General features: G+C 71.4%; 19 protein-coding genes. 11 read left to right on the forward strand and 8 right to left on the reverse strand.

Annotated features, from left to right (window positions below):
* Window positions 1-25 precede the first annotated feature (25 nt).
* Complete coding sequence (gene afsR, locus STRNI_RS24425) at window positions 26-2,968, reverse strand: SARP-family global regulator AfsR (RefSeq protein WP_018092262.1); 2,943 nt, start codon at window positions 2,966-2,968, stop codon at window positions 26-28.
* A 358-nt stretch (window positions 2,969-3,326) separates the two neighbouring features.
* Here afsR and STRNI_RS24430 point away from each other — a divergent pair, with 358 nt between their 5' ends.
* The 6 genes from STRNI_RS24430 (at window position 3,327) to STRNI_RS24455 (ending at window position 11,271) form a co-directional block, all read left to right on the forward strand.
* Window positions 3,327-4,553: an amidohydrolase family protein gene (locus tag STRNI_RS24430; protein WP_274736380.1), complete on the forward strand. Its 1,227-nt coding sequence runs from the start codon at window positions 3,327-3,329 to the stop codon at window positions 4,551-4,553.
* 230 nt (window positions 4,554-4,783) lie between these two features.
* Window positions 4,784-5,695 (forward strand): LLM class F420-dependent oxidoreductase, encoded by a 912-nt coding sequence (locus STRNI_RS24435; protein WP_266445665.1) that lies wholly within the window; start codon window positions 4,784-4,786, stop codon window positions 5,693-5,695.
* A gap of 123 nt (window positions 5,696-5,818) precedes the next feature.
* Window positions 5,819-6,604, forward strand: coding sequence for an SDR family NAD(P)-dependent oxidoreductase (locus tag STRNI_RS24440; RefSeq protein ID WP_159487829.1), 786 nt, complete (start codon window positions 5,819-5,821; stop codon window positions 6,602-6,604).
* Window positions 6,605-6,719: 115 nt separating this feature from the next.
* Window positions 6,720-7,844, forward strand: a complete 1,125-nt coding sequence (locus STRNI_RS24445; protein ID WP_274736377.1) for an LLM class flavin-dependent oxidoreductase — start codon at window positions 6,720-6,722, stop codon at window positions 7,842-7,844.
* 28 nt (window positions 7,845-7,872) lie between these two features.
* The gene (locus tag STRNI_RS24450) at window positions 7,873-9,612 is read left to right on the forward strand and encodes an N-acyl-D-amino-acid deacylase family protein (RefSeq protein ID WP_277411991.1); all 1,740 of its coding nucleotides are present in this window, start codon (window positions 7,873-7,875) and stop codon (window positions 9,610-9,612) included.
* A 198-nt stretch (window positions 9,613-9,810) separates the two neighbouring features.
* A complete protein-coding gene (locus tag STRNI_RS24455) occupies window positions 9,811-11,271 on the forward strand; it encodes an aldehyde dehydrogenase family protein (protein WP_277411992.1) in 1,461 nt (486 codons plus the stop codon).
* A 224-nt stretch (window positions 11,272-11,495) separates the two neighbouring features.
* Here the strand turns inward: STRNI_RS24455 and STRNI_RS24460 are convergent, their stop codons facing one another.
* Window positions 11,496-12,272 (reverse strand): helix-turn-helix domain-containing protein, encoded by a 777-nt coding sequence (locus tag STRNI_RS24460; RefSeq protein ID WP_167540552.1) that lies wholly within the window; start codon window positions 12,270-12,272, stop codon window positions 11,496-11,498.
* Window positions 12,273-12,325: 53 nt separating this feature from the next.
* Between STRNI_RS24460 and STRNI_RS24465 the strand changes: the two genes are divergently transcribed.
* Window positions 12,326-12,715: a hypothetical protein gene (locus STRNI_RS24465; protein ID WP_277411993.1), complete on the forward strand. Its 390-nt coding sequence runs from the start codon at window positions 12,326-12,328 to the stop codon at window positions 12,713-12,715.
* Window positions 12,716-12,795: 80 nt separating this feature from the next.
* On the opposite strand, the gene STRNI_RS24470 is transcribed toward STRNI_RS24465, so the two are convergent.
* Entirely contained in the window at window positions 12,796-14,316 is a 1,521-nt protein-coding gene (locus STRNI_RS24470) for a CehA/McbA family metallohydrolase (RefSeq protein ID WP_277411994.1), read from the reverse strand.
* Window positions 14,317-14,489: 173 nt separating this feature from the next.
* On the opposite strand from STRNI_RS24470, the gene STRNI_RS24475 reads away from it, so the two are divergent.
* The 3 genes from STRNI_RS24475 to STRNI_RS24485 all read left to right on the forward strand — a co-directional run bounded on the left by STRNI_RS24475 (window position 14,490) and on the right by STRNI_RS24485 (window position 18,887).
* Window positions 14,490-15,314 (forward strand): TIGR03619 family F420-dependent LLM class oxidoreductase, encoded by an 825-nt coding sequence (locus tag STRNI_RS24475; RefSeq protein WP_148591981.1) that lies wholly within the window; start codon window positions 14,490-14,492, stop codon window positions 15,312-15,314.
* A gap of 395 nt (window positions 15,315-15,709) precedes the next feature.
* Window positions 15,710-16,108 carry a VOC family protein gene (locus tag STRNI_RS24480; RefSeq protein ID WP_018092251.1) on the forward strand — a complete coding sequence of 133 codons (399 nt, stop codon included), beginning with the start codon at window positions 15,710-15,712 and terminating at the stop codon, window positions 16,106-16,108.
* 133 nt (window positions 16,109-16,241) lie between these two features.
* Entirely contained in the window at window positions 16,242-18,887 is a 2,646-nt protein-coding gene (locus tag STRNI_RS24485; RefSeq protein ID WP_274736363.1) for a bifunctional FO biosynthesis protein CofGH, read from the forward strand.
* A 193-nt stretch (window positions 18,888-19,080) separates the two neighbouring features.
* Here STRNI_RS24485 and STRNI_RS24490 read toward each other — a convergent pair whose 3' ends face one another.
* The gene (locus STRNI_RS24490) at window positions 19,081-19,344 is read right to left on the reverse strand and encodes a hypothetical protein (protein WP_018092249.1); all 264 of its coding nucleotides are present in this window, start codon (window positions 19,342-19,344) and stop codon (window positions 19,081-19,083) included.
* Window positions 19,345-20,074: 730 nt separating this feature from the next.
* Here STRNI_RS24490 and STRNI_RS24495 point away from each other — a divergent pair.
* Window positions 20,075-21,193, forward strand: coding sequence for an ADP-ribosylglycohydrolase family protein (locus STRNI_RS24495; RefSeq protein WP_277411995.1), 1,119 nt, complete (start codon window positions 20,075-20,077; stop codon window positions 21,191-21,193).
* A 168-nt stretch (window positions 21,194-21,361) separates the two neighbouring features.
* On the opposite strand, the gene STRNI_RS24500 is transcribed toward STRNI_RS24495, so the two are convergent.
* From STRNI_RS24500 to STRNI_RS24515, 4 genes are all read right to left on the reverse strand, one after another.
* Window positions 21,362-22,147, reverse strand: coding sequence for an SDR family oxidoreductase (locus tag STRNI_RS24500; protein ID WP_109890482.1), 786 nt, complete (start codon window positions 22,145-22,147; stop codon window positions 21,362-21,364).
* A 106-nt stretch (window positions 22,148-22,253) separates the two neighbouring features.
* A complete protein-coding gene (locus STRNI_RS24505) occupies window positions 22,254-22,727 on the reverse strand; it encodes a DUF2690 domain-containing protein (RefSeq protein ID WP_277411996.1) in 474 nt (157 codons plus the stop codon).
* 6 nt (window positions 22,728-22,733) lie between these two features.
* On the reverse strand, window positions 22,734-23,039 hold the full coding sequence (locus STRNI_RS24510; protein ID WP_277411997.1) for a hypothetical protein: 306 nt from the start codon (window positions 23,037-23,039) through the stop codon (window positions 22,734-22,736).
* Between the two features lie 129 nt (window positions 23,040-23,168).
* Window positions 23,169-24,392, reverse strand: coding sequence for an aminotransferase-like domain-containing protein (locus STRNI_RS24515; protein WP_148590828.1), 1,224 nt, complete (start codon window positions 24,390-24,392; stop codon window positions 23,169-23,171).
* Window positions 24,393-24,536 lie beyond the last annotated feature (144 nt).

Consider the following 24,536-nt stretch of genomic DNA (forward strand, 5'->3'; position numbering starts at 1 on the left):
CCGGAGAGGCACGCCTTGGCTGCCGCTAAGCGACCGCCACCGAGGTGGGAAACCGCTGCGCACCGCTGTTCTGCGGCAGTCCCAGCCTCTTGTGAATCGTCTGCACTTCCTGCTGGCAGACCTGTGCGCGCCCAGTGTGCCCGATCTCGCTCAGAGCGTCTCCGAGTACCGCGAGTGCGCTGGCGCGCCAGCGGTCTCCACCGCTGCTGCGGAGCGCGGCGACCGCGAGTTCAGCGTAGTTGGCCGCCTTGGCGGGCTGATGTGCCGCCAGTTCCACTTCTGCCAGGCGCAGATACGTCATGCCTTCCCAGAACCGCTGCCGGGTGTCCTGGAAGCTGACAAGGGCCTCGGTCAGTTGTTGCGTGGCCTCCTCCAGGCGGTCGGCCAGCGTGAGGGCCATGCCCAGGTTGTACTTGCCGTTGGCCAGCCGTCGCGAGGCACCGCACTCCTCGTACAGCGCGACCCCCTGCTCGGCGAGCGCGACCGCGCTGTCCACCCGCCCGGTGTCCAGATGAACCCGGGAGAGGTTGCAGAGCGCGCTCGCCTCCGACTGCTTGTTGTTGATGTCGCGGTAGGAGAGGAGAGCCTGGTTCAGATAGGCGTCCGCCTCGTCGAGCCGACTCTCGATACTGGCGATGATGCCCCGGTCGTTGAGTCCGTTGCAGGCGGAGAAGTCGTCGCCTGCGGCCAGTCCGCGCAGCGTCGCCAGCTTGGCGTGCTCATCGGCTTCGCCGAGCCGCCCGGACTGGGTGTAGATGGGGGCGAGGATCCAGTGCACGCGAGCCGCGGCGTGCTGGTCGTCGGCCTTCAGCGCGGCGGCGAGCAGAGTGAGACTGGCTTGCTCGAACTGCCGGTTGCTGGCACCGGAATCCGCCATGTCCCTGGTGAGCACCAGCAAATCGACGGCACGCCGCAGGGAGCCCGGTGCGGTGTTCTGCAGCGCGCAGGCGATCAGGCATCGGGTTTCACTGAACAGCCAGCTCATCGCCTCGGCGCGGTCCTCGAAGACCAGTCCGGGATAGTGCGGCGTCTCCATGTGGTCGACCAGGATGTCGCCGGGGCGTTCGAGCGGGTATCTGTGCGCAGCTGTCGCCAGATAGAAGTCCAGGAGCCGCGACACCGCCGCATCGCGCTCCTCCGGCGGCTGTTCGTCGCGTTCCGCGCAGGAGCGTGCGTAGAGGCGTACGAGGTCGTGGAAGCGGTAGCGGCCGGGTGCCGCGGATTCCAGCAGTGAGGTGTCGACGAGGGATTCCAGCAGGCTCTCGGTCGTATCGGCGTCCATGCCGAGGAGGGCGGCGGCCGCGGCCAGGGAGATGTCCGGGCCGTCGGCCAGACCCAGCAGCCGGAAGGCCCGTGCCTGCTGGGGTTCGAGCTGTCCGTATCCCAGTTCGAAGGTGGCGGTGACGGCGAGGTCGCCGGCCCGCAGCTCGTCCAGACGGCGGCGCTCGTCGGCCAGTTTGCTGGCGAGCACGGAGACCGTCCAGGTGCGGCGGGAGGCCAGGCGGGAGGCGGCGATACGGATGGCGAGCGGGAGGAATCCGCAGGCACCGACCACGTCCATCGAGGCCTCGCGCTCGGCGTTCACCCGCTCTTCGCCGACGATGAGGGTGAAGAGGGTGAACGCCTCGTCGGGGCTCATCACATCGAGGTCGATCAGATGCGCCCCGGCGAGATCTATCATGCGCGCGCGGCTGGTGATCAGCGCTGCGCAGCCCTCGGTGCCGGGGAGCAGCGGGCGGATCTGTGCGGCGTCCCGGGCGTTGTCCAGCAGGGCCAGCACGCGGCGGCCGGCAAGGGCGGAGCGGTAGAGGGCGGAGCGCTCCTCCAGGCCGTCGGGGATCGCGGAGTCCGGGGTGCCGAGGGCGCGCAGGAATGCGCCGAGCACGGCCTCGGGCTCGGCGGGGGTGTGTCCGGCGCCCTGCAGGTCGGCGTAGAGCTGTCCGTCGGGGAAGTGCTCGCGGGCGGCGTGCGCCACGTGCACGGCGAGGGTGGTCTTGCCGACGCCGCCGATGCCGGTGAGCGCGGAGACCGCCATCACGCTGCCCTCGCTGGTGGCGAGCCGGTCGCCCAGCTCGGCGACGAAGGGGGTGCGCCCGGTGAAATCGGCGACGGTGGCGGGGAGTTGCTGGGGCCGGACGACGACATGGTCGGCGTGGTCCGAGCCGTCGCTGAGCGTGAGGGGTGCGTCCAGGTCGGCGTCCGCGCGGAGGATCCGCTGCTGGAGTTCCGAGAGCGAGGCGCGGGGCTCGACGGCCAGTTCCTCGTCCAGGAGCCGACGGGTGTCGGTGTAGACGGCCAGCGCCTCCGCCTGCCGGCCGCTGCGGTACAGCGCCAGCATGAGGAGTTCCCGCAGTCGCTCACGCAGGGGGTGGGCGGCGGTGAGGGCGGTCAGTTCGGAGACCGCCTCGGCGTGGCAGCCGACTTCCAGGTCGAGTTCGAGGCGTGTCTCCACCAGGGTCAGCCGCCACTCGTCGAGGCGGGTGCGCTGGGTGTCGGCGTAAGGGCCGGCGAGGCCGGCCAGGGGCTCGCCGGCCCACAGTGCGAGCGCGGCGTCGAGGAGCTCGCGGGCGCGGCCGCGATCGCCGGCGGCCTTGGCCTTTTCGGCCTCGGCCGCGTACTGCTCGGCATGGTCCAGGTCCAGGTCCAGCGGGCGGCCGTCCACGGAGCGGATCGCATAGCCGCCGGACTCACTGACCAGGGCGGCTGCGTCATCACCCAGCGCCTTGCGGAGCCGCGAGGCGTACGTACGCAGCGCGGCGAGCGCGGCGTGCGGCGGTTCCTCGCCCCACAGTGCGTCGACAAGCTCGGGTGCGGTGGCGGTACGGCCGCCACGCAGCAGCAGTGCGGCAAGCAACGCACGCTGCTGCGGGGATCCCGCTGCCAGCTGCGTAGCGCCGCGCCAGGCCCGCACGGGACCGAGCACGGAGAAGCGGAGCCGCTCCCGTCCCTGTCCCGGACTGTGGTCCATGTCTCCCCCTGCCTTGTGCCATCCGTTCGTACCGTTCGCATCGGTTCACCGTGCGCAACGGTCAGTCTGCCTTGTCCCAGCCCCTTACGTCAGTAGGGGTCCGGAGCATGCACAAAGCCTCCTCGGGTGATCAGGAGGTGTATGCGCCAGCGCACAAAAAGGCGCGGAAGGTCCGCTTCCGCGCGCCCTCTGGCCGGTAGTTGCCCCTGTGCGCCCTGAACGAGTCCCACCCTGCCCTTCCGCCGCTCGGGCCGCACTCCGTTTCTCTGCCGGCCCTCCCGGCAGGGAGCCATGTCCGCGATCCGTGCCCAGGACCGCATAGCTGACGCATCGTCAGATCGGCGCTACCGTATCCGCCATGGAGACCTTCCCCAAGATCATCTCGGTGGACGACCACACGGTGGAGCCCCCCAACGTCTGGCGGGACCGGCTCCCGTCGAAGTACCACGACATCGGCCCGCGCATCGTCCGGGCGCCCGTGAAGGAGATGACGTTCGTGGGCGGAAAGTTCGCCCCAAAGATGGGTGACAAGGGTGACGGCGGGCCCATAGCCGACTGGTGGGTCTACGAGGACCTGCACCGTCCGCTGACCCGTCTCGACACGGCCGTCGGCTACGCGCGCGACGACATCAAGCTCGAAGGCATCACCTACGAGCAGATGCGCCCGGGCTCCTTCAGCGTCCCCGACCGCCTGGCCGACATGGACGTCAACCACGTCCAGTCCGCCCTCTGTTTCCCCACCTTCCCCCGTTTTTGCGGCCAGACGTTCACCGAGGCCAAGGACCGTGAACTGGGCTTGCTGGGGGTGCGCGCCTACAACGACTGGATGGTGGAGGAGTGGTGCGGCCCGCAGGCGCGGGGCCGGCTGATCCCGCTCACTCTCGTGCCCCTGTGGGACGCCGAGCTGGCCGCCGCGGAGGTACGGCGCAACGCGGCCCGCGGCGTCCGCGCCGTCTGCTTCAGCGAGATCCCGCCCCACCTGGGCCTGCCCAGCATCCACACCGACTACTGGGACCCCTTCCTGCGCGCCTGCGACGAGACCGGCACGGTCGTCGCCATGCACATCGGCTCGTCCAGCAAGATGCCCTCGACCTCCGCCGACGCCCCGGCCGCCGTCGGCTCGACGATCACCTTCGCCAACTGCTGCTTCTCGATGGTCGACTGGCTGATGAGCGGTAAGTTCGACCGCTTCCCGAACCTGAAGATCATGTACGCCGAGGGTCAGATTGGCTGGATCCCGTACGTCCTGGAGCGCGCGGACGTGGTCTGGGAGGAGAACCGCGGCTGGGGCGGCGTCGCCGACAAGGTCCTCCGCCCGCCGTCCGAACTCTTCACCGAGCACGTCTACGGCTGCTTCTTCGACGATGCCTTCGGCCTGAAGAACCTGGACGCGATCGGCGTGGGCAATGTGCTGTACGAGACGGACTATCCGCACTCGGACTCCACCTGGCCGAAGTCGAGGGAGGTCGGGGAGTCCCAGATGGGGCACCTGGCGCCGGACGTCGTGGAGCGGATCGTCCGGGGCAACGCGATCTCGCTGCTGGGGCTGACGGGGGAGGGGCTGTGGGCGGGGGCAGGGGGTTGAGGTGTGGGCGTGTGCTGACGGGGAAGCGGTGGCCGGCGGCGGGCCGGGGCTGTGCCGCTTCCCCGTCACTGAGTCCCGGCCCCGGCACTCCGCCCCTTGCCCGATGAGGCTTCAGGCACGACGATGTCCCGCGCAAGCTATGTGACGGTGTGTCAGATATAGCTGGAGGGCCGGTGGGCGGCGTGCGTGATGGGGTGTGGCGTCCGGAGGACGGGCGGCTGGTGTGGGGGATGCAGTTGCCGGTGCAGTCGCAGAGCACGCTCTTTGCGGAGGGCTGGGAGGCGGCTGCGGGGCCCGTTGATCTGGTCGAGATCGCGCGGGTGGCGGACCGGTGCGGGTTCGCGTACGTGGCCTGTTGTGAGCATCTGGCGATTCCGCGGCGGCTGGCCGAGGCGATGAGCACCGTCTGGTACGACCCGGTGGCGACGCTCGCGCATCTGGCGGCGGTCACGGAGCGGGTCCGGCTGCTCAGCCATGTCGCGGTGGTCGGGCTGCGGCATCCGCTGATCACGGCCAAGCAGTACGCGACGCTGGACCGGCTCTCCGGCGGGCGGCTGATCCTCGGGGTGGGTGCCGGGCACGTACCGGAGGAGTTCGAGGCGCTCGGGGTGGACTTCGGGCGGCGTGGGGCGGTGCTGGACGAGACCGTCGAGGCGCTGAAGGTGGCGCTGGGGCCGGACGAGTTCCCCAAGTTCACGGGGGAGCGGTTCGCGTTCGAGGGGCTGGGCCAGGCGCCGCGGCCCGTGCAGACGCCGCGGCCGCCGATCTGGGTGGGCGGCTCCTCGCCCGCCGCCGTACGCCGGGCCGCTGAGCGCGGCGACGGCTGGCTCCCGCAGGGCGACCGGCGCGAACAGCTGCCCGGACAGATCACCAGGCTGCGGCGGCTGAGGGAAGCGGCCGGAATCGAGGAGCCGGTCGTGATCGGCACCATCGCCGAGCCGCTGTACGTCGGCGAGCCGGGGTGGGCGGTCGGCCGGCGGACGCTGTCCGGGTCGCCGGAGCGGATCGCCGACTCGCTGCGGGAGTACCGCGCGATGGGCGTACAGCAGATTCAGGTGCGGTTCCGCAGCCGGAGCCGCGAGGAACTGACCGATCAGATGCTGGCGTTCGGGGCGGAGGTCGCGCCGTTGCTCAACGGCTGAGGGGCTGAGGGGCTGAGGGCGGTGGGGCAGGTGGCCACCCGTAGGCGGCCCCCCGTACGCCCCGCCCCGGGCGCTCGGCCAGGCGGTTCGGCGGACGTTCTCACCAGTGGAGGAGTGGCAGGCATGGGCAAGCTCGACGGGCGGGTTGTCATCGTCACGGGTGCGGCGCGTGGGCAGGGGGAGCAGGAGGCGCGGCTGTTCGTCGCGGAGGGTGCGCGGGTGGTGCTCGGGGATGTGCTGGACGCGCAGGGCGAGGCGCTCGCCAAGGAGCTGGGGGAGGGCGCCGCGCGGTACGTCCATCTGGATGTGACGCAGGAGGCGGACTGGCAGGCCGCGGCCGTTGCCGCCAAGGATGCCTTCGGGAAGATCGACGGGCTGGTCAACAACGCGGGGATCCTGCGCTTCAACGAGCTGGTGTCGACGCCGCTGGAGGAGTTCCAGCAGGTGGTGCAGGTCAATCAGGTCGGCTGCTTCCTGGGGATCCGTACGGTGGCGCCCGAGATCGAGGCGGCCGGTGGCGGCACGATCGTCAATACCGCCTCCTATACGGCGCTGACGGGGATGGCCTTCGTCGGTGCGTATGCCGCGACCAAGCACGCGGTCCTCGGGCTGACGCGGGTCGCCGCGGTGGAGCTGGCGGCCAGGAAGATCCGGGTCAACGCGGTGTGCCCGGGGGCGGTGGACACCCCGATGACCAACCCGGCCGCGCTCGACCCGGGCATCGATCCGGCGGAGTCGAAGCGGGCCGTGGACGAGCTCTACCAGAAGCTGGTGCCGCTGGGGCGGATCGGGCAGCCGGAGGAGGTCGCCAAGCTGGCGCTCTTCCTGTCGTGCGAGGACTCGTCGTACATCACCGGGCAGCCGTTCGTCGTCGACGGTGGGTGGCTGGCCGGGGTCAGCATCATCTGACTGAACGTCAGGTCCGTGCGGTGGCGGCTATTGACGCTCTCCGTGCGCGGTGGAACAGTCGGCACATCGAATCTGACGATACGTCAGATATGGCCATCAGGGACGGTGAACCTCCTTGGAATTCGGGCTCTTTGTACAGGGATATGTGGGCAAGCGGGCCGAGACCGACCCGCTCGCGGAGCACAAGGCGCTGATGGAGGAGACCGAGTACGTCATCCAGGCGGACAAGTCCGGCTTCAAGTACGCCTGGGCGTCCGAGCACCACTTCCTGGAGGAGTACTCGCACCTCTCCGCCAATGACGTCTTTCTGGGGTATCTGGCGCACGCGACCGAGCGGATCCACCTGGGATCCGGCATCTTCAACCCGCTCGCGCAGGTCAACCACCCCGTCAAGGTCGCCGAGAAGGTCGCCATGCTCGACCATCTCAGCGAGGGCCGCTTCGAATTCGGCAGCGGACGGGGCGCCGGCAGCCACGAGATCCTGGGGTTCCTGCCGGGCATCACCGATATGAACCACACCAAGGAGATCTGGGAAGAGACCATCGCCGAGTTCCCGAAGATGTGGCTCCAGGAGGAGTACCCCGGGTTCCAGGGCAAACACTGGCAGCTGCCGCCGCGCAAGATCTTCCCCAAGCCGTACGGGGCCTCGCACCCGGCGATGTGGTACGCGGCCGGCTCGCCGTCCTCGTACGCCATGGCGGCGAAGAAGGGCCTGGGGGTCCTCGGCTTCAGCGTGCAGAAGGTCTCCGACATGGAGTGGGTGCTGGAGCAGTACAAGACCGCGATCCGGGACGCCGAGCCGATCGGTGACTTCGTCAACGACAACGTGATGGTGACGTCGACGGCGATCTGCGCCGAGACGCACGACAAGGCCGTGGAGATCGCGGTCAACGGGGGACTCAACTACCTCCAGTCGCTGGTCTTCCGGTACCACGACACCTTCCCCCGGCCCGAGGGCATCCCCGAGTGGCCCGAGCTGCTGCCCGACTACACCACCGAGATCATCGAGCTGCTGATCGCCGAGGAGCTGATGATCTGCGGCGACCCGGACGAGGTGCTCGGGCAGTGCAAGCGCTGGGAGCAGGCCGGCGCCGACCAGCTGAGCTTCGGGCTGCCGATCGGGGTCTCGTACGAGGACACGATGAACACGGTCAAGCTCATCGGCGAGCACGTGATCCCGAAGATCGACACGGATCCGGTGCACCGCACGACCCGGTTCCGGCCGGCCGCGGGCAGCTGAATTCCGCAGAGGGGAAGGGGCGCACACCGTGCTCGACCATCTGATCAAGGGCGCGACCGTCGTGGACGGGACGGGCACGCCCTCGTACACCGCCGATGTCGGCATCCGTGACGGCCGTATCGCCGTCGTCGTGCCGCCCGGCACCGTCACCGAGGAGGCGCGGAGCAGCGAGGACGCCACCGGGCTCGTCCTCGCCCCCGGCTTCGTCGATCCGCACACCCACTACGACGCACAGCTCTTCTGGGATCCGTACGCGACGCCCTCGCTCAACCACGGGGTGACGACGGTGGCGGGCGGCAACTGCGGCTTCACGCTCGCCCCGCTGAACCCGGCGCGGCCCGCCGACGCCGACTACACCCGCCGGATGATGTCCAAGGTCGAGGGCATGTCCCTGGTGGCACTCGAAGAGGGCGCGCCCTGGTCGTGGAGCTCCTTCGGCGAATATCTCGACGCCCTGGAGGGGCGGATCGCCGTCAACGCGGGCTTCATGGTGGGGCATTGCGCACTGCGCCGGTACGTCATGGGGGAGGACGCCGTCGGCGGGCAGCCGACGCCCGCGCAGCTGGAGCGGATGCTGGCGCTCTTCCACGAGGCGATGGCGGCCGGGGCGTGGGGCTTGTCCACCACCCAGTCCGCCACCCACTCCGACGGGGACGGACAGCCGGTCGCCTCCCGGCACGCCGCGCCGGCCGAGCTGCTCGCGCTGTCGCGGGCCGTCGGTGAGCACGAGGGCACCCAGATCGAGGCGATCGTGGCCGGCTGCCTCGACCAGTTCAGCGATGCCGAGATCGAGCTGCTCGTCGAGATGAGCGCGGCGGCCGGGCGGCCCCTGAACTGGAATGTGCTGACCATCGACGCGGCCGTGCCCGAGCGGGTGCCGCGGCAGCTGATCGCCGGCGAACGGGCCCGGGAGGCGGGCGGCCGGATCGTGGCCCTGACGATGCCGATCCTCACCCCCATGAACATGTCCCTGGGCACCTTCTGCGCCCTGAACCTGATCCCCGGATGGGGCGACATCCTGGGCCTGCCGGTCCCCGAACGGATCGAGAAGCTCCGCGACCCCGGGGTCCGGGCCGAGATGCTGCGGCGCGCGGGCAGCAAGGAGGCGGGTGTCTTCCGGCGGCTCACCCACTTCGGCCGGTATGTCATCGGGGACACCTACTCCCCGGCGAACGAGGGCCTGACCGGGCGCGTCGTACAGGACATCGCGGCCGAGCGCGGCCAGGAGCCCTTCGCGTGCCTGGTGGAGATCTGCGCCAACGACCAGCTGCGGACGGTCCTGTGGCCGATGCCCACCGACAACGACCCGGACTCCTGGGCGCTGCGCGCCGAGACCTGGCAGCACGAGGACGTGCTGCTCGGCGGGTCGGACGCGGGGGCGCATCTGGACCGAATGTGCGGCGCCCCCTACACGACGCGCTTCCTCGGCGACTGTCTGCGCGGCCGCAAGCTGATGGGTCTCGAACAGGCCGTGAAGATGCTCACCGACGACCCCGCACAGCTCTTCGGCCTGCGGGAGCGGGGACGTATCGAGGAGGGCTGGCACGCCGATCTCGTCCTCTTCGACCCGGAGCGGATCGACGCGGGCAAGGCCACGCTCGTGCACGATCTGCCCGGCGACAGCCCGCGCCTGGATTCCAAGGCGATCGGCATCAACGCGGTGTGGGTCAACGGCGTCGAGACGATCCGCGAGGACGTGGTGACCGGCGCGGTCCCGGGGACGGTACTGCGGTCGGGGCGGGACACGAGGACGGTGAGCACGAAGTGACGGGTGTGGGGCGGGGACGGGCGAGGGGGCGAGTGAGGCCATGGTGAGCGTGGGACGGAGTGCGGGCGAGGGGACGGGTGAGGCGATGGTGGGCGTGGGGCGGAGTGCGGGCGAGCGGCAGCCTGGGGTGAGGGGCGTGGGGCGGAGCCTGGGTGGCTTGCGGTGCGGCGCGCCGGGCGCGGTGGCGGTGAGCGCCAAGTGACGTCCCCGGGGCGGCTGTTCATCGGCGGGGCGTGGGTCGAGCCCGACGGCGGCCACTACGAGGTCATCGACCCGGCGACGGAGGCGGTCGTCGGGCTCGCGCCCGAGGCGAGCCGGGAGCAGGTGTACGAGGCGGTGTCCGCGGCGGGCGAGGCCTTCCATACCTGGTCCCGTACGGAGCCGCAGCGGCGTGCCGAGATCCTCGACCGGGCCGCGGAGGTGCTGCAGCGCGACTTCGCGGCGCACGCCGAACTGGCGCAGGCGGAGAGCGGTGCGACGACCGGCACGGCGCGCGGCATGCAGGTGGCGGTGGCGGTGGCGCGCTTCCGGCGGTATGCGAAGGGGGCGCTGGAGCCCGTGGAGCAGGGGCTTCCGCCGCAGATCAACGAGGCCGGGCCGATGGGGAAGGCGGGTGTGCTCGGAGCCCTGGCGGTACGGCAGCCGGTTGGCGTCGTCACCTGCATCACCTCGTACAACAACCCGTGGGCCAACCCGGCGGGCAAGGTCGCCCCGGCCCTGGCGATGGGCAACACCGTCGTGGTGAAGCCCGCCCCGCAGGACCCGCTGTCGGTGTACCGGATGGCGGCGGCGCTCGCTGAGGCGGGGGCGCCACCGGGGGTCGTGAACGTCGTCAGCGGCGCCTCCCCGGCGGTCGGCGAGGCGGCCGTGGACGCGCCGGATGTGGACATGGTGAGCTTCACGGGCTCGACGGCCGTGGGGCAGCGCATCGCCGAGGTGTGCGGCCGCGATATGAAACGCCAGCTCATGGAGCTGGGCGGCAAGGGTGCCGCGGTGGTCTTCGATGACGCGGACCTGGACTCGGCGGTGGCCGGCATCGGCACGACGTACTCCTTCTACAGCGGGCAGATCTGCACCGCGCCGACGCGGGTGATCGCGCAGAGAGGGGTGTACGAGGCGCTGGTGGAGCGGCTGACGCGGTACCTCGGGCGGCTGACGGTCGGCGATCCCCGCGCGCCGGGGACGGTGGTCGGACCGGTGATCTCGGCCGCGCACCGCGACCGGATCGAGTCGTATGTGGAACTGGGCAGGAAGGAAGGCGCCCGGGTCGTGGCGGGCGGCGAACGGCCGTCCGTGCCGGAACGCGGCTTCTATGTCGCGCCGACGCTGCTGGCCGACTGCACCCGGGACATGCGGGTCGTACGGGAGGAGATCTTCGGCCCGGTGGTCGTCGTCCTGCCCTTCGACGAGGAGGACGAGGGGGTGGCCCTCGCCAACGACAGCGACTACGGGCTCATCGACTACGTGTGGTCCGGCGATGTCGCCCGCGCCTTCCGGGTGGCACGGCGGCTGCGGGCCGGAGGGGTCGGGGTGAACACCGTCGGACGGAACATGGAAGCGCCGTTCGGCGGCTTCAAGAAGAGCGGGGTGGGGCGCGACGTGGGCTCGTACGCGCTGCATGCGTACAGCGAGCTGCAGTCGATCGTGTGGCCGGGGTGAGTGGGGTTGGGGTGAGTGGGGTTGGGTGAGTTGGGCTTGTTGGGGTGAGTGGGTTGGGGTGAGTGAGGGTGGGGTGAGCGGGGTTGGGGTGAGCGGGGCCGGGTGGTGCTGACCGTCGGCAGGGGGACTCACGGGCTCCTCCGACGGACGGGCAGTGCGGCCGTTCCGTCCTGCCAGTCCTGCCAGTCCGGCCTGTCCCGCCAACCCCGCGGTGACGCCCCGGACTACGCTGCTCTGATCGTCACGCCCCGGGCCAGGAGCCGGCTGGGACGGAGACCGAACATCGCGTGGAATGCGCTGCTGAAATGGGAGGGGCTGGCGAACCCCGCCTCCACGGCCGCCGTGCTCAGATCCGGCCAGGTCTCCAGCAGGAGCGCCACCCGCAGCATGCGCGTCCACAGGCGGTAGCGGCGGAAGGTCGTCCCCGTCTGGGCGCGGAAGAGCCGGAGGAACGTCGATACGGACAGGCCGGCTTCCACCGCCAGTTCCTCCGCCGAGAGCTGCCGCCCCGGGTCCTCCGCCAGCCGCAAGGTGGCCTGCCGGATCCGCGGGTCCCTGGCCTCCGTGCGGTCGTCCGGACCGGCGAGGTCCAGCCAGCGCAGGGCGGCCGGAAGCGGGGTACTCCCGTCCATCTGCGCGGCCAGCCGCGTGAGCGGGAGTTCGTTGCCGTGCCCCCGGGCGAGCTCGGCGCTCCCGCTCATCATCCGACGGCACGCCCGCTCCCGTGGCGAGGCGGGGTCCAGGTAACAGAACGCCATCCGGTCCCCGTGGGGGACGATGCGGTGCCGCACCCGGGCCGCTATCAGTGCGGTACGGGCGACCTGGCGGCTGCCGTTCTCCAGCTGGACCGTGAACTCCTCGTCCACACCCACCGCCAGACAGCTCACCGAGCCGGAGTGGATGTCCAGCGCCAGGGACGGTCCCACGTACAGCGCCTGACCGGGCCACAACCACAGCGCGGCCGGCACACCGCACGTTTCTGAAAGCGGCACCGATGGCATGCAGGCATGCTAGCCAGCACTTCGACCACCCTTCCCACCTCTTGGAATGACACATGTGGCTCGACCGCGTCACCACTGCTCTGCTCCTCCTCGTCGGGTTGGTGAACCTCCTCCCCGGCGTCGTCGCCTTCGCGCCGTCGAAGATCACGACGGCGTACGGAGTGCCTGCCGAGGGCCCCGGCTCCGCCGATCTGACGGTGCTGCTGCGCCACCGGGCCGTCTTACTGGGGCTCGTCGGACTCGCCCTGCTCTGCGCGGCGTTCGTCCCGTCCTTCCACCTCCCTGCCGTCACGGCCGGGGCGATCAGCATGGGGTCCTTCCTGTTGCTCGCCTACTCCACACCGGGGCTCAACAGCGCCACGATGCGCGTGGCACGCATCGACATAGCGGCGATCGTGGTGCTGGCCGTCGCCGCCGCCCTCATCGTGCGGAAGAGCGCCTGAGCGTCCGGTACGCGGAGGCACGCCGGGCGTCGCTCACCGTCCGCCGCTCGCCGCGCCCGGTCGGCCTCATCCGGTCGGGCTCAGCCCCAGCGGCCCAGGAAGACCGGGTTGGTCATGGCGGCCATGGGGCCCGGCAGGCCCGGTGTCGTCGAGGGGTGGCGGACTTCCGCGCGTATGTAGGCGGCGTAATCCGGGGTGGTCCGCCAGCTGACGGTGCCCTCGCCCGAGGGCGGCAGCGGGGTGGAGTACAGCCTCCCCTGGTCGGTGACGAAGGAGACCGTGCAGCCGGGGGCGCCGGAGACCGTCAGCCGCGCGGTGACCTTCGTCGTACGGGAGACCGCCAGGCGCTCGGCGATTCCGGCGTGTTCACCCCGCTCACCGGTGACGGAGAAGGACAGACCGACCTTCGACGACTCGGCGATCCAGACCCGGCCGGCCCGGATGCCGTCCTGCAGCGCCCGGCGCGAGAGATCGTCGGCGAGCACCACGGTCTGCGGCAGGCCGACGACATCGGGGTCGCGATGGGCGTCGCTGTGGCCGACGGCCGGCAACCAGTCAGCGCGGCCCTGGGTGTGGGCGACCAGGGTGTTGTCCCACTCGGCCAGGGTGATCTCGTCATCGGGGGTGTACGGGCCGTTCCAGACTTCCACCGCATCGGCTTCGTTCAGCCCGAACTTCCAGTTGCAGCCGATGCAGGTGGCGTGCGGATGGGCCGGGATGACCAGGCCTCCGGCCCGCCGGATGGCGCGCGCGAACTTTCCGAAGGCGTTGTCGCGGGCCCGGTAGCGCCAGTCGATGAAGACCCCGGGGTCGGTGCCCATCGCCACCACGTGTCCATTACGGGTGGTGACCTCCTCGCCGGTCAGGATCAGCAGGTCATCGCCCCACAGACCGTCCCAGGCACCGTGCGCGGAGGTGGTGTTGTGCTCGGAGGTGTTGATGAAGTCCAGTCCGGCGGCGCGGGCCAGCGCGGCGATCTCGGCGGGGGTGCGCTTGCCGTCGGAGTGGACGGAGTGCAGATGGCTGTCGCCGCGGTACCAGGCGCGGCCCCGGCCCCGGGCACGCTCGGGCGGATGGACGGGCGCCGGGGTGTGGCCCCGGGGGCCGTACTTCAGGGTGATCGTGACGTCGTAGGACAGCCCTTGCGGGGCGACGGTGTACGGGCCGAGGGCGATGTGCCAGGTGCCGGCGTTGACGGGGCCCGGGAGGTAGCCGGGGGTGGCCTCGTCGGCGCGCAGGAAGAACTCCGTCCGTGCCCCGCCCGACCAGCCGCGGAAGCCGGCGCCGCCGAGGTCCGTGCCCCGTTCGTCGAAGATGCCGATGTCGCAGGCGTTGCCGGCCGTGCCCTCGGGGACGGTGGGTCTGTCGTAGCGGTAGGCCACCGCGATCTCGCACACCCCGCGCGGTACTTCCACCGGCAGATACACGAAGTCGGGTGAGCCCGTGGGCAGATGGCCGGTGACCCGCCGGGTCTGCTCGCCCGGCCCGCCTCCGGGCCGGCCGCCCGCGGGCGCTGCGTCGGCGAAGCTCACACGTCCGAGCGTAAGCGCGCCCGTCGCGCCCGCAACCGCCGAAAGTCTCAGTACATCGCGTCGTTCCATCCCCGCCCCCCACGCCGTGTCATGTCCGATGTGTGCCGCCTCGCGGCAGGCTCGTTGCGCCGTGTGAAAACTGTTGTACGCGGGTGCGACACCGAGGGAAAGGGCTGTGGATAACCGTCGGGCGGTGAGGCACCATGCGGTCACGCACACGCCCGACGCGGAGGTGTCCCAGCATGCGGATCGCGACCACGATCTTCCTGACCGACGAGACGATCCGGCCGGACCGGCTGGGCCGTGAGCTGGAGCAGCGCGGATTCGCCGGTCTCTATCTCCCCGAGCACACCCATATCCCGGCCAGCCGGGACACCCCGGCTCCCATGGGCGAGCCGCTGCCCCGTGAATACGGCCGAACCCTCGATGCGTTCATCGCGCTCGGCCAGGCCGCCGCGGTCACCGAGCGGCTCGCCCTCGGCACCGGCATCACCCTCGTCTCCCAGCACGACCCGGTCGACCTCGCCAAGCAGGTCGCGACCCTCGACTTCCTCTCCGGGGGCCGCTTCACCCTCGGCATCGGCTATGGCTGGAACGTCGAAGAGGCCGCCGACCACGGGGTGGAGTGGTCGACCCGGCGCGAGCTGACCCGCGACCGGGTGGCGCTGATGCGCGCCCTGTGGGCCGCGGAACCGACCGCGTACAAGGGCACATTCGGGTCCGTACGGGCGTCCTTCGCGCACCCCAAGCCGGCCCACGGCGCGCCGCGCATCCTCCTCGGCGGCGCGGCCGGACCCAAGCTCTTCGGGCAGATCGCCGAGTACGCGGACGGGTGGCTGCCGATCGGCGGGCGGGGGCTGACCGAGACCGTTCCGGTGCTGCGGCAGGCGTGGTCGGACGCCGGGCGCTCGGGTGAGCCGGTGGTGGTGCCGTACGCGGTCCACCCGTCGCCCGGGAAGCTGGCGCACTACCGCGAGCTGGGCCTGCAGGAGGTGGTGCTGCAGCTGCCACCGGCCGGGGAGGCGGAGGTACTGCGGACGCTGGACGACTTCGCGCAGTACTTGTGACGCACGGCAGCGCACCGTACCGGATGGGTGACGACGGGCGGGCGCGTCCCGGAGGCAGCCCCTTGCGGGAGGCCTGACGGACCGGGGAGGCCTGACGGGCCGGCGAGGCGACCGCACCGGGCGCGCCCTAGGACCAGCGGTGTACGGCCCTTCCCGTCCGGGCCGGTACCGGAGACCGATTCGCATCCGCCCCCTCCGGTCGTAGCGTCGAAGGTGAGGACCCGTTGAGCCACCCGCAGTCAACGGGCCAAGGAGATCGGTCCACGGTCCAGAAGACCGAGGGTCCGAACGATCCCGCAGATCAGGGACCACGTCGATCAGGGACCACGTCGATCAGGGACCGCGTCGATCAGGGACCGCGTCGGTCACGGGACCAGAGAGATCAAGGAGACCCCATGCCTCGCCTCGACCACACGATCGTCCACAGCACCGACCGTTTTGCCTCCGCCCGTTTCCTGGCCGATCTGCTCGGCGTCCCCGAGCCCAAGGCGTTCGGCCCCTTCGCCGCCCTCAAGCTGGACAACGGTGTGGCCCTCGACTACGCCGAGCATGTCGCAGGCGGCGAATTCGTCCCGACGCACTATGCGTTCCTGGTGACCGAGGAGGAGTTCGACGGGATCTTCGGCCGTATACAGGAGCGCGGGCTGTCCTACTGGGCCGACCCCATGCACTCCAAGCCTCAGGAGATCAACACCCGGGACGGCGGCCGCGGTGTCTACATCCTTGACCCCGATGGCCACAACATGGAGTTCCTGACCCGGACGTACTCGGACGAGCTGCTGGCCAGTATGTAAGCGTGCGGTGCGCCGCCGCCGGGAAGTGCCCCCTCCGCACCCGGACGGAACCTCCGTCCGCAGTGATCAGCGGCACATCAACGGGCCTTTCTCCGGCGGCGGGGCTGTCGGTGGGCGCTCGTATGCTCGGAGGATGACTTCCAGCGCGCAGGTACCTGACCAGGCCTCCGACCAAGGGACCGACCGCGAGACGCACGCCGGGCCCGCCGCCGGCCGCCCCACGGCGAACGCGATGCGCCGCGCGCTCAAGCGGGCCCGCGACGGTGTCGCGCTGGACGCCGGCGAGGCCGCGGTGCTGCTGCAGGCACGCGGCGAGGACCTCAGGGACCTGTGCGCCTCCGCGGCCCGGGTGCGGGACGCCGGCCTGGAGGCCGCGGGCCGCCCCGGCGTCATCACGTACTCCAAGGGCGTCTTCATCCCCCTGACGCGCCTGTGCCGGGACAAGTGCCACTACTGCACCTTCGTCACCGTCCCCGGCAAGCTGCGCCGGGACGGCCACGGGATGTTCATGTCGCCCGACGAGGTGCTGGACATCGCCCGCCGCGGCGCCGAAATGGGCTGCAAGGAAGCCCTGTTCACCCTGGGGGACAAACCGGAGGACCGCTGGCCCGAGGCCCGCGAGTGGCTGGAGGCGCACGGCTACGACGACACGCTCTCCTACGTCCGCGCCATGGCCATCCGCGTCCTGGAGGAGACCGGTCTGCTGCCGCACCTCAATCCCGGGGTGCTGTCCTGGACGGACTTCCAGCGGCTCAAGCCCGTCGCCCCCTCTCTGGGGATGATGCTGGAGACGACCGCCGAGCGGCTGTGGAGCGAGCCCGGCGGTCCCCACTACGGATCGCCCGACAAGGAACCGGCCGTCCGGCTGCGTGTCCTGGAGGACGCCGGCCGTTCCAACGTCCCCTTCACCACCGGGCTGCTCATCGGCATCGGCGAGACGTACGAGGAGCGCGCCGAGTCCCTCTTCGCGCTGCGCCGCATCCAGCGCGCCTACCACGGCATCCAGGAACTGATCATGCAGAACTTCCGCGCCAAGCCGGACACGGCGATGCGCGGAATGCCGGACGCCGAACTGGAGGAGCTGGCCGCGACGATCGCGGTGGCCCGGCACATCATGGGCCCCTCGACCCGTATCCAGGCACCGCCCAACCTGGTCGACGGCGAATACCAGCTGCTCATCGACGCCGGGATCGACGACTGGGGCGGCGTCTCCCCGCTGACCCGCGACCATGTGAACCCCGAGCGCCCCTGGCCGCAGATCGACGAGCTGACCGAGCGCTGCGCCGCGGCCGGCTTCGAGCTGCGTGAACGGCTCCCCATCTACCCGGAGTTCCTCCAGCGCGGTGAGCCCTGGCTCGACCCCCGCCTGCTGCCGCATGTCCGCGCCCTCGCCGACCCGGAGACGGGCCTGGCCGTCGAGGACGCCCCCGTGGTGGGCCGCCCCTGGCAGGAGCCCGACGAGGGCTTCACGATGAGCTCCTCGGGCCGTACGGACCTGCACCACACCATCGACACCGAAGGCCGCACCACCGACCGCCGCGACGACTTCGACGAGGTCTACGGCGACTGGGAGGCACTGCGCGAGGCCGCGGCCCCCGGGATGGCACCGGAGCGTATCGACTCCGACGTACGCCAGGCCCTGGCGCAGGCCGCCGACGACCCCACCCGGCTCACCGACGCGGAGGCCCTGGCGCTGCTGCACGCCGACGGGCCCGCCCTGGACGCGCTCTGCACCCTCGCCGACGAACTGCGCCGCGACACCGTGGGCGACGACATCACCTACATCGTCACCAGGAACATCAACTTCACCAACGTCTGCTACACCGGCTGCCGCTTCTGCGCGTTCGCCCAGCGCCGCACGGACGCCGACGCCTACACCCTCTCCCTCTCCCAGGTCGCCGACCGCGCCCAACAGGCCTGGGACGTGGGCGCGGTGGAGGTGTGCATGCAGGGCGGCATCCACCCCGACCTGCCCGGGACCGCGTACTTCGACATCGCGCGCGCCGTCAAGGAACGCGTCCCCGGTATGCATGTGCACGCCTTCTCGCCCATGGAGGTCGTCAACGGCGCGACGCGCACCGGGCTGTCCATCCGTGAATGGCTCAGCGAGGCCAAGGCCGCCGGTCTGGACAGCATCCCCGGCACCGCCGCCGAGATCCTCGACGACGAGGTCCGCTGGATCCTCACCAAGGGCAAGCTGCCCACCGCCACCTGGGTCGAGGTGGTCAAGACCGCCCATGAGCTGGGCATCCGCTCGTCCTCGACGATGATGTACGGCCATGTCGACCAGCCACGCCACTGGCTGGGCCACCTCCGCCTGCTCGCCGAGATCCAGCAGGAGACCGGCGGCTTCACGGAGTTCGTCACCCTCCCCTTCATCCACACCAACGCCCCCGTCTACCTCGCCGGTATCGCCCGCCCCGGCCCCACCACCCGAGACAACCGCGCGGTGACGGCCATGGCCCGGGTGCTGCTCCACCCGCACATCACCAACATCCAGACCAGCTGGGTCAAGCTCGGCGCGGACGGTGCCGCCGAGATGCTCCGCTCCGGCGCCAACGATCTGGGCGGCACCCTGATGGAGGAGACCATCTCCCGGATGGCGGGGTCGAGTTACGGCTCCTACCGCTCCATCCAGGACCTCATCGCCATCGCCGACCGGGCCGGCCGCCCGGCCCGCCCCCGCACCACGGCCTACGGCCCGGTCCCCGAGGAACGCCAGGCCGCCGCCCTCGCGTCGGACGGTCATCTGCCGGAGCTGCTGCCGGTCGTGGAGTAGGCGGTGGGAGAGCCGCTAGCCGCGGTTGTCCACAGCCCCGTTCCCGCAGCTCCGCCGACGGCTAATCTGCGGGAGCGGGGCAGATGATCCGCGGGAGCAGGGCAGAAAGGGCTCGTGAGGGTTCCGGGGCCGGTCAGCGGTAGGCCGCGCCGTCATGACCGTCCTCGGTCGGCGGCCGTACCGCCACGGCCGCTCAGTCCCCCACTCCTCCCTCGTACTCCGCCTCGTGCTGCAGGATGCACTGCTGCCACTGCGACAGTGCCTCCTCGCGGTCGCCTCCGCTGTCCTGGGCGGCGACGATCAGCGCGTCGGCCGCCATGGCGGCGAGGCGTACGGCGATATGGCACACATCGCTCTGGGGGAGCGGCCGAAGGAGTTCCACCGCGCCGTCGCTGTCTCCGGAGAGCGCGGAGGCGACGACAGCCATGGTGGTGCGATCCCACTCGTACTCGGACATGGGGAGAGCATGCCCAACGGGCGCCACTGCCATCATCGAACGGATGAACGCCCAGGTGGGGGCGGGAGGGGAAGGAGGGATGGGAGAGGCGCGGGCCATCTGGTGGGATGAGGCCGGTGGCCACTGCGCGCCTGACCTGAGGGGGGCGCCGCACGAGGCGCGGTTGGTGAAGGCGTCCGTCGAGGAGCGGCGAGAGGCGCTGTGCTCCCCGCCGCGCGACGGGCGGCCGTCCGGGCAGGGGTGACCGGGCCTGTCGGCTCATGGGGGGGTCCCACGTCCGGATGACCGGCGCCGCCTCAGCCCAGTTGACGGACCGGGCCGGGCGGCACACAAGCCGGACGCACGCACAAGGCCGGCCCCCACGGCCCCACGCCCCCCGACGCGACCCCTCCCGGCTCGCCGCGCCGAGCACCGCCCCGCACCGCCCCGCCCCGCACCGCCCCGCCCCGCACCGCCCCGCACCGGCCGACCCCGTACCCCTCGGGCCCCCTCGGGCCGGGACCCATCGGGACGGTACCGGCCAAAAGCCTCCTTACGAATGACTATTCGCAATACCCTCCTGGCCAAAAATTGATCATTCCCGGTCGATTACAGTGCTGCGCCAGGGGCCCCGCAAGGTCCCCCCGGGACGTAGTGAGCTTCAGGAGGGCGCAGTGAGCGAGCGTAGCGAGCGTGCCGTTCAGAGGTGCGCGCCGCGCGAATGCGAGGCCGGGCGACGCGAGGTTTCGGCATGAGCGCGGCGGGCGGCGGCGCCATCTGGGGGCGCGCCGAGCAGCAGGATTTCCGCAGCCGGGTACGCGGCTGTCTGCTCGGTGGTGCCATCGGCGATGCGCTCGGCGCCGGTATCGAATTCGACTCGCTCGACGCGATCCGCAAGGCGCACGGCCAGGAGGGCGTGACCGATTTCGTGCCCGCCTACGGGCGGCGCGGCGCGGTCACCGACGACACCCAGATGACCCTGTTCACCGTGGACGGTCTGATCCGGGCCCAGGTGCGCCGCGACACCGGAGCCTGGCACCCGCCCACCGACGTCCACCGCGCCTACCTGCGCTGGGCCGTCACCCAGCGCGACTGGGGCCCGGACGAGCGCAAGGAGGACGACGGCTGGCTGGCCCGCGAGGAGTGGCTGTACTCCCGGCGGGCACCGGGCCGGGCCTGTCTGAGCGGCCTCGGCGACGAGGCGATGGGCACGCTGGACCACCCCAAGAACCCCGATTCGAAGGGCTGCGGCGCGGTGATGCGCTCCGCGCCGTTCGGGCTGCTGGTCGGCTGGGAGCCGCAGCTGGTCTTCCAGCTCGCCGTCGAGTGTGCGGCGCAGACGCACGGCCACCCCACCGGCTATCTGGCGGCCGGCGCGTTCGCGGTCATCAGCCATTCGCTGGCCCGTGGTGAGGACCTCGACGGCGCCGTGCAGAAGGCGCTGGCCCATCTGGCGACCCGCCCCGGCCACGAGGAGACCAGCGACGCCCTCAAGCGTGCGCTCGGCGCCGTACGGCAGGGCATGCCGACGCCCGCCCGGGTGGAGTCCCTGGGTGAGGGCTGGACGGCCGAGGAGGCGCTGTCGATCGGCGTCTACTGCGCACTGGTCGCCGAGGACATCCGGCACGGCCTCCTGCTGGCCGTCAACCACAGCGGCGACAGTGATTCCACCGGCGCCATCTGCGGCAATCTGCTGGGTACCCTGCACGGCGAGACGGCGCTGCCGCCGGTCTGGCTGGTCGAGCTGGAGGGCCGGGACACGATCCTGCAGCTGGCCGACGACTTCTCGATGGAGATGACACAGGGCGCCGCGCTGCACGGCCCGGCCGGCTCGTCGCCTGGCTGGCTCGCCCGCTATCCGAGGGCTTAGCCCGCCCGCTATCTGAGGGCTTAGCTCGCCCGCCATCCGAGGGCGTAGGGAGTGTCTCCCCGGTCTCCGTGGGCCTGCGACGCTCCCCCAGCTACCGCTGGGAGGTGCCCCAGGCACCGCACCTCGCGGCGTCGTCGAAGGGAGAAGTGCGCATGCCCGGCGGGTGGGCTACCGCATCAGCTCCCCCGCATTGACCAGCAGCGACTGGCCCGTGATCGCACGCGCCCGGTCGGAGGCCAGAAAGACCACGGTCTCGGCCACATCCGCATCCGTCGCCAGCTCGGGCAGTGCCATCCGCTCGGTGAGCCGGGCCAGCACCTCGGCCTCCGGGACGCCTTCGCTCTGCGCCTGGAACCGTACGTACGCCTGCACCGGCGGGCCCCACATCCAGCCGGGCTGCACGGTGTTGACCCGTATCCGGTCCGGCCCCAGCTCGCGCGCCAGCGAGTACATCGCCGAGACCAGCCCGCCCTTGGACGCCGCATACGCCGCCTGCTGGACCTGTGACGGTGCGGCGACCGACGACTGGGTGCCGATCACCACCACCGAGCCGCCGCCGCGCGCCGTGAGCGACGGCAGGCAGGCGCGGGTCATCCGCAGTGTGCCGAGGAGATTGACGTCCACCACACGGTGCCAGGAGTCGAAGTCGGCGTCCCGAAGTCCCCCGAAGAGCGAGTCCAGGGCGGCGACATGGACCACCGCGTCGATCCCGCCGAACCGCTCCACGGCCAGCTCGGCCAGCGCCGCGCACTGCGTCTCGTCACCGATATCGGTCGCCCGCCAGGCCGTACGCGCGCCCGACGGGTCCAGCTGCGCCGCCGACTTGGCCAGATTCGCCTCCGTCCGGGCCCCCAGCACCACCGAGGCACCCTCCCGCACACAGGCCGCCGCGACCTGATGGCCGAGCCCGGCTCCTACACCCGAGATGACGACGGTCTTGTTCCGCAGCAGCATCTGTGCCTCCCGGCCGGGCCGCCCAGCTCACGTCTGATGGGGCGTCAGGTTAGGCGCGGGGGCCGGGGAAGGCCAGAGCTCTTCGCCAAGACGGAGGGAAGCAGGGTCACTCCCAGGGCACATGCTCCGTCGCCTCGAAGCAGTACTTGACCCAGGTGACGGTGCGGCGGGGGCCGGTCATCGGCACCGCGCACAGCCGCACCCGGAAGGTGGGGCCGACGGTCGCCATGGTCGTGTACTTGTCGTGCCGGTAGTCGATGGAGGCGCTGCGGGCCGCGCCGCCCGACACCCGGAGCGTCACCATGTCCCCCGGCTCGCCGTTGACGATCCGCCCCCATACGGCACCACAGCTCTTGCTGTAACGCAGGTGGATGCGGACCGGGTTGCCCTCCTTCGGCTCCCAGGTAGTGGCGTCATACGCGCACCCGCTGTCCTTGGGACTCTTGCCGTCGCAGCCCGCCCCTGGGCAGCCGGGCGGTGGCTCCTCGAAGAGCTTCGGAAGCTGGTCGGCGCCCACGGTGGCCAGCGCACCGGCGACCGCCGTGACGACACCCACGACCAGCGCATGCCGGGCATGCACCCGCAGTCACCGCCCGGCCCCGCGGAGCCGCGCCCGGACGCGGTACGGGAGCGGCTCGCGAGGGGCGTTGGGATCGGGGCCTGGACCGGCGTGCGGCTCGCGAGGGGCGTCGGGATCGGGACGGGGATCGGGATCGGCATCGGGGCTGGGGCTCGACGAGCCGCGCCCCGGGCCGCCCTCCGGCGTGACCGCCAGGTCATCCTCAGGCGCCTCCGCCAGGTCGCTCTCCGACGTGTCCGCCGGGTCGTTCTCCGACGTGTCCGCCGGGTCGTTCTCCGGCGTCTCCGCCGGATAGTCCGGGCCACTGGTCATCCGGCCTCCCGGGAGGTTCACTGGAGGTCCACGCGCCGTGGACCTCCAGTTTCCGGCAGGGCGACGGCCGTCCGGAAGCGGATTTTCCGCCGCCCGCCGCGTCCCGGCGCAGGCGCCGACCGTACGCGCTCACGCGTGCCGACGCGCGCCCCCCAGCGCCTTCTTCAGCCGGTCGAGCCCCTCGCGGATCTCCTCCGGCGGGTGCGTCACGAACGACAGGCGGGCGGCCGTGGCGTCCGGCGGCCCGGCGAAGAACGGCGCGCCGGGGACGTACGCGACGTCATGCCGCACCACCTCGGGCAGCAGCGCCGTCGCGTCGTACCCCTCGGGCAGCGTCGCCCACACGAACATGCCGCCCGCCGGACGGTTCCACCGCGAGCCCTCGGGCAGCGCCGCGGCCAGCCCGTCGACCAGCGCATCCCGCCGCTCACGGTAGGCGTCGCGCACCCGCCTCAGATGCGCGTCCAGGTCCGCGACCGCCAAGTACCGCGCCGCCGCGGCCTGGTCCACGGTCGAGGTGTGCAGATCGGCGGCCTGCTTGGCGATGACACAGGCGCGCCGCAGCGCGGCCGGCGCACGCAGCGAACCCAACCGCAGACCGGGCGCCATCACCTTGGAGAACGAGCCGAGCAGCGCCGTACGGTCCTCGGCCCCGGGGAAGGACGCGACCCACGGCACCGGCTCGCCCTCGAAACGCAGCTCTCCGTACGGGTCGTCCTCGGCGATCCACAGCCCGCGCCGGGCGGCGACCTCGGCGACCGCGGCCCGGCGCTCGGCGGACAGCGTGCGGCCGGTCGGGTTCTGGAAGGTCGGCACGACATAGAGCAGCTTGGGCCGCTCCCGCGCGGTGATCTCGTCCAGCGCGACCGGGTCCAGGCCCTCGTCGTCGGTCGGCACCGGCACCACCCGGGCGCCGGCGAAGGAGAAGATCTGCAGCGCCGCGAGGTAACAGGGGTCCTCGACCAGCACCACATCGCCCGGCTCCAGCAAGGCCGTGGCCAGCAGCGTCAGCCCCTGCTGGGAACCGGTGGTCACCAGCAGGTCGTCGGCGTCGGTGGCCAGTCCGCGCGCGGTGGTGCGCGCCGCGATGGCCGCGCGCAGCGCCGGACTGCCCTCGCTGGTGGAGTACTGCAGCGCCCGCAGCGGGTCCTCGGCCAGCACATGCTGGAAGGCGGCCGCGAGGCCCGCCGTATCGAACAGCTCGGGCGCGGGCAGCCCGCCGGCGAACGAGATGACCTCCGGCCGGGCGGTGAGCGCCAGGATGTCGCGCACGGGCGAGCTACCGGTCCGCGCCGCACGGGCGGCGAGCCCGGGGACGGGGGTGGCTGCGCGGGCAAGTATCGCGTCCGGCATGGCGACTCCAATCGCTCGTGGTCTGCGATTAACCATCGTTAGCTGCAGATGCCCGGCAGCTTAAGCGGCCCGGGAACGGAAAGCAGGGGTGCCCGCATGATGAGCTGGTGCGGGTGAGGGCCGCGTACGGGCCGGGGCGGTTCC

Origin of the sequence: Streptomyces nigrescens (genome assembly GCF_027626975.1) — a bacterium.
Lineage (GTDB): Bacteria > Actinomycetota > Actinomycetes > Streptomycetales > Streptomycetaceae > Streptomyces > Streptomyces nigrescens.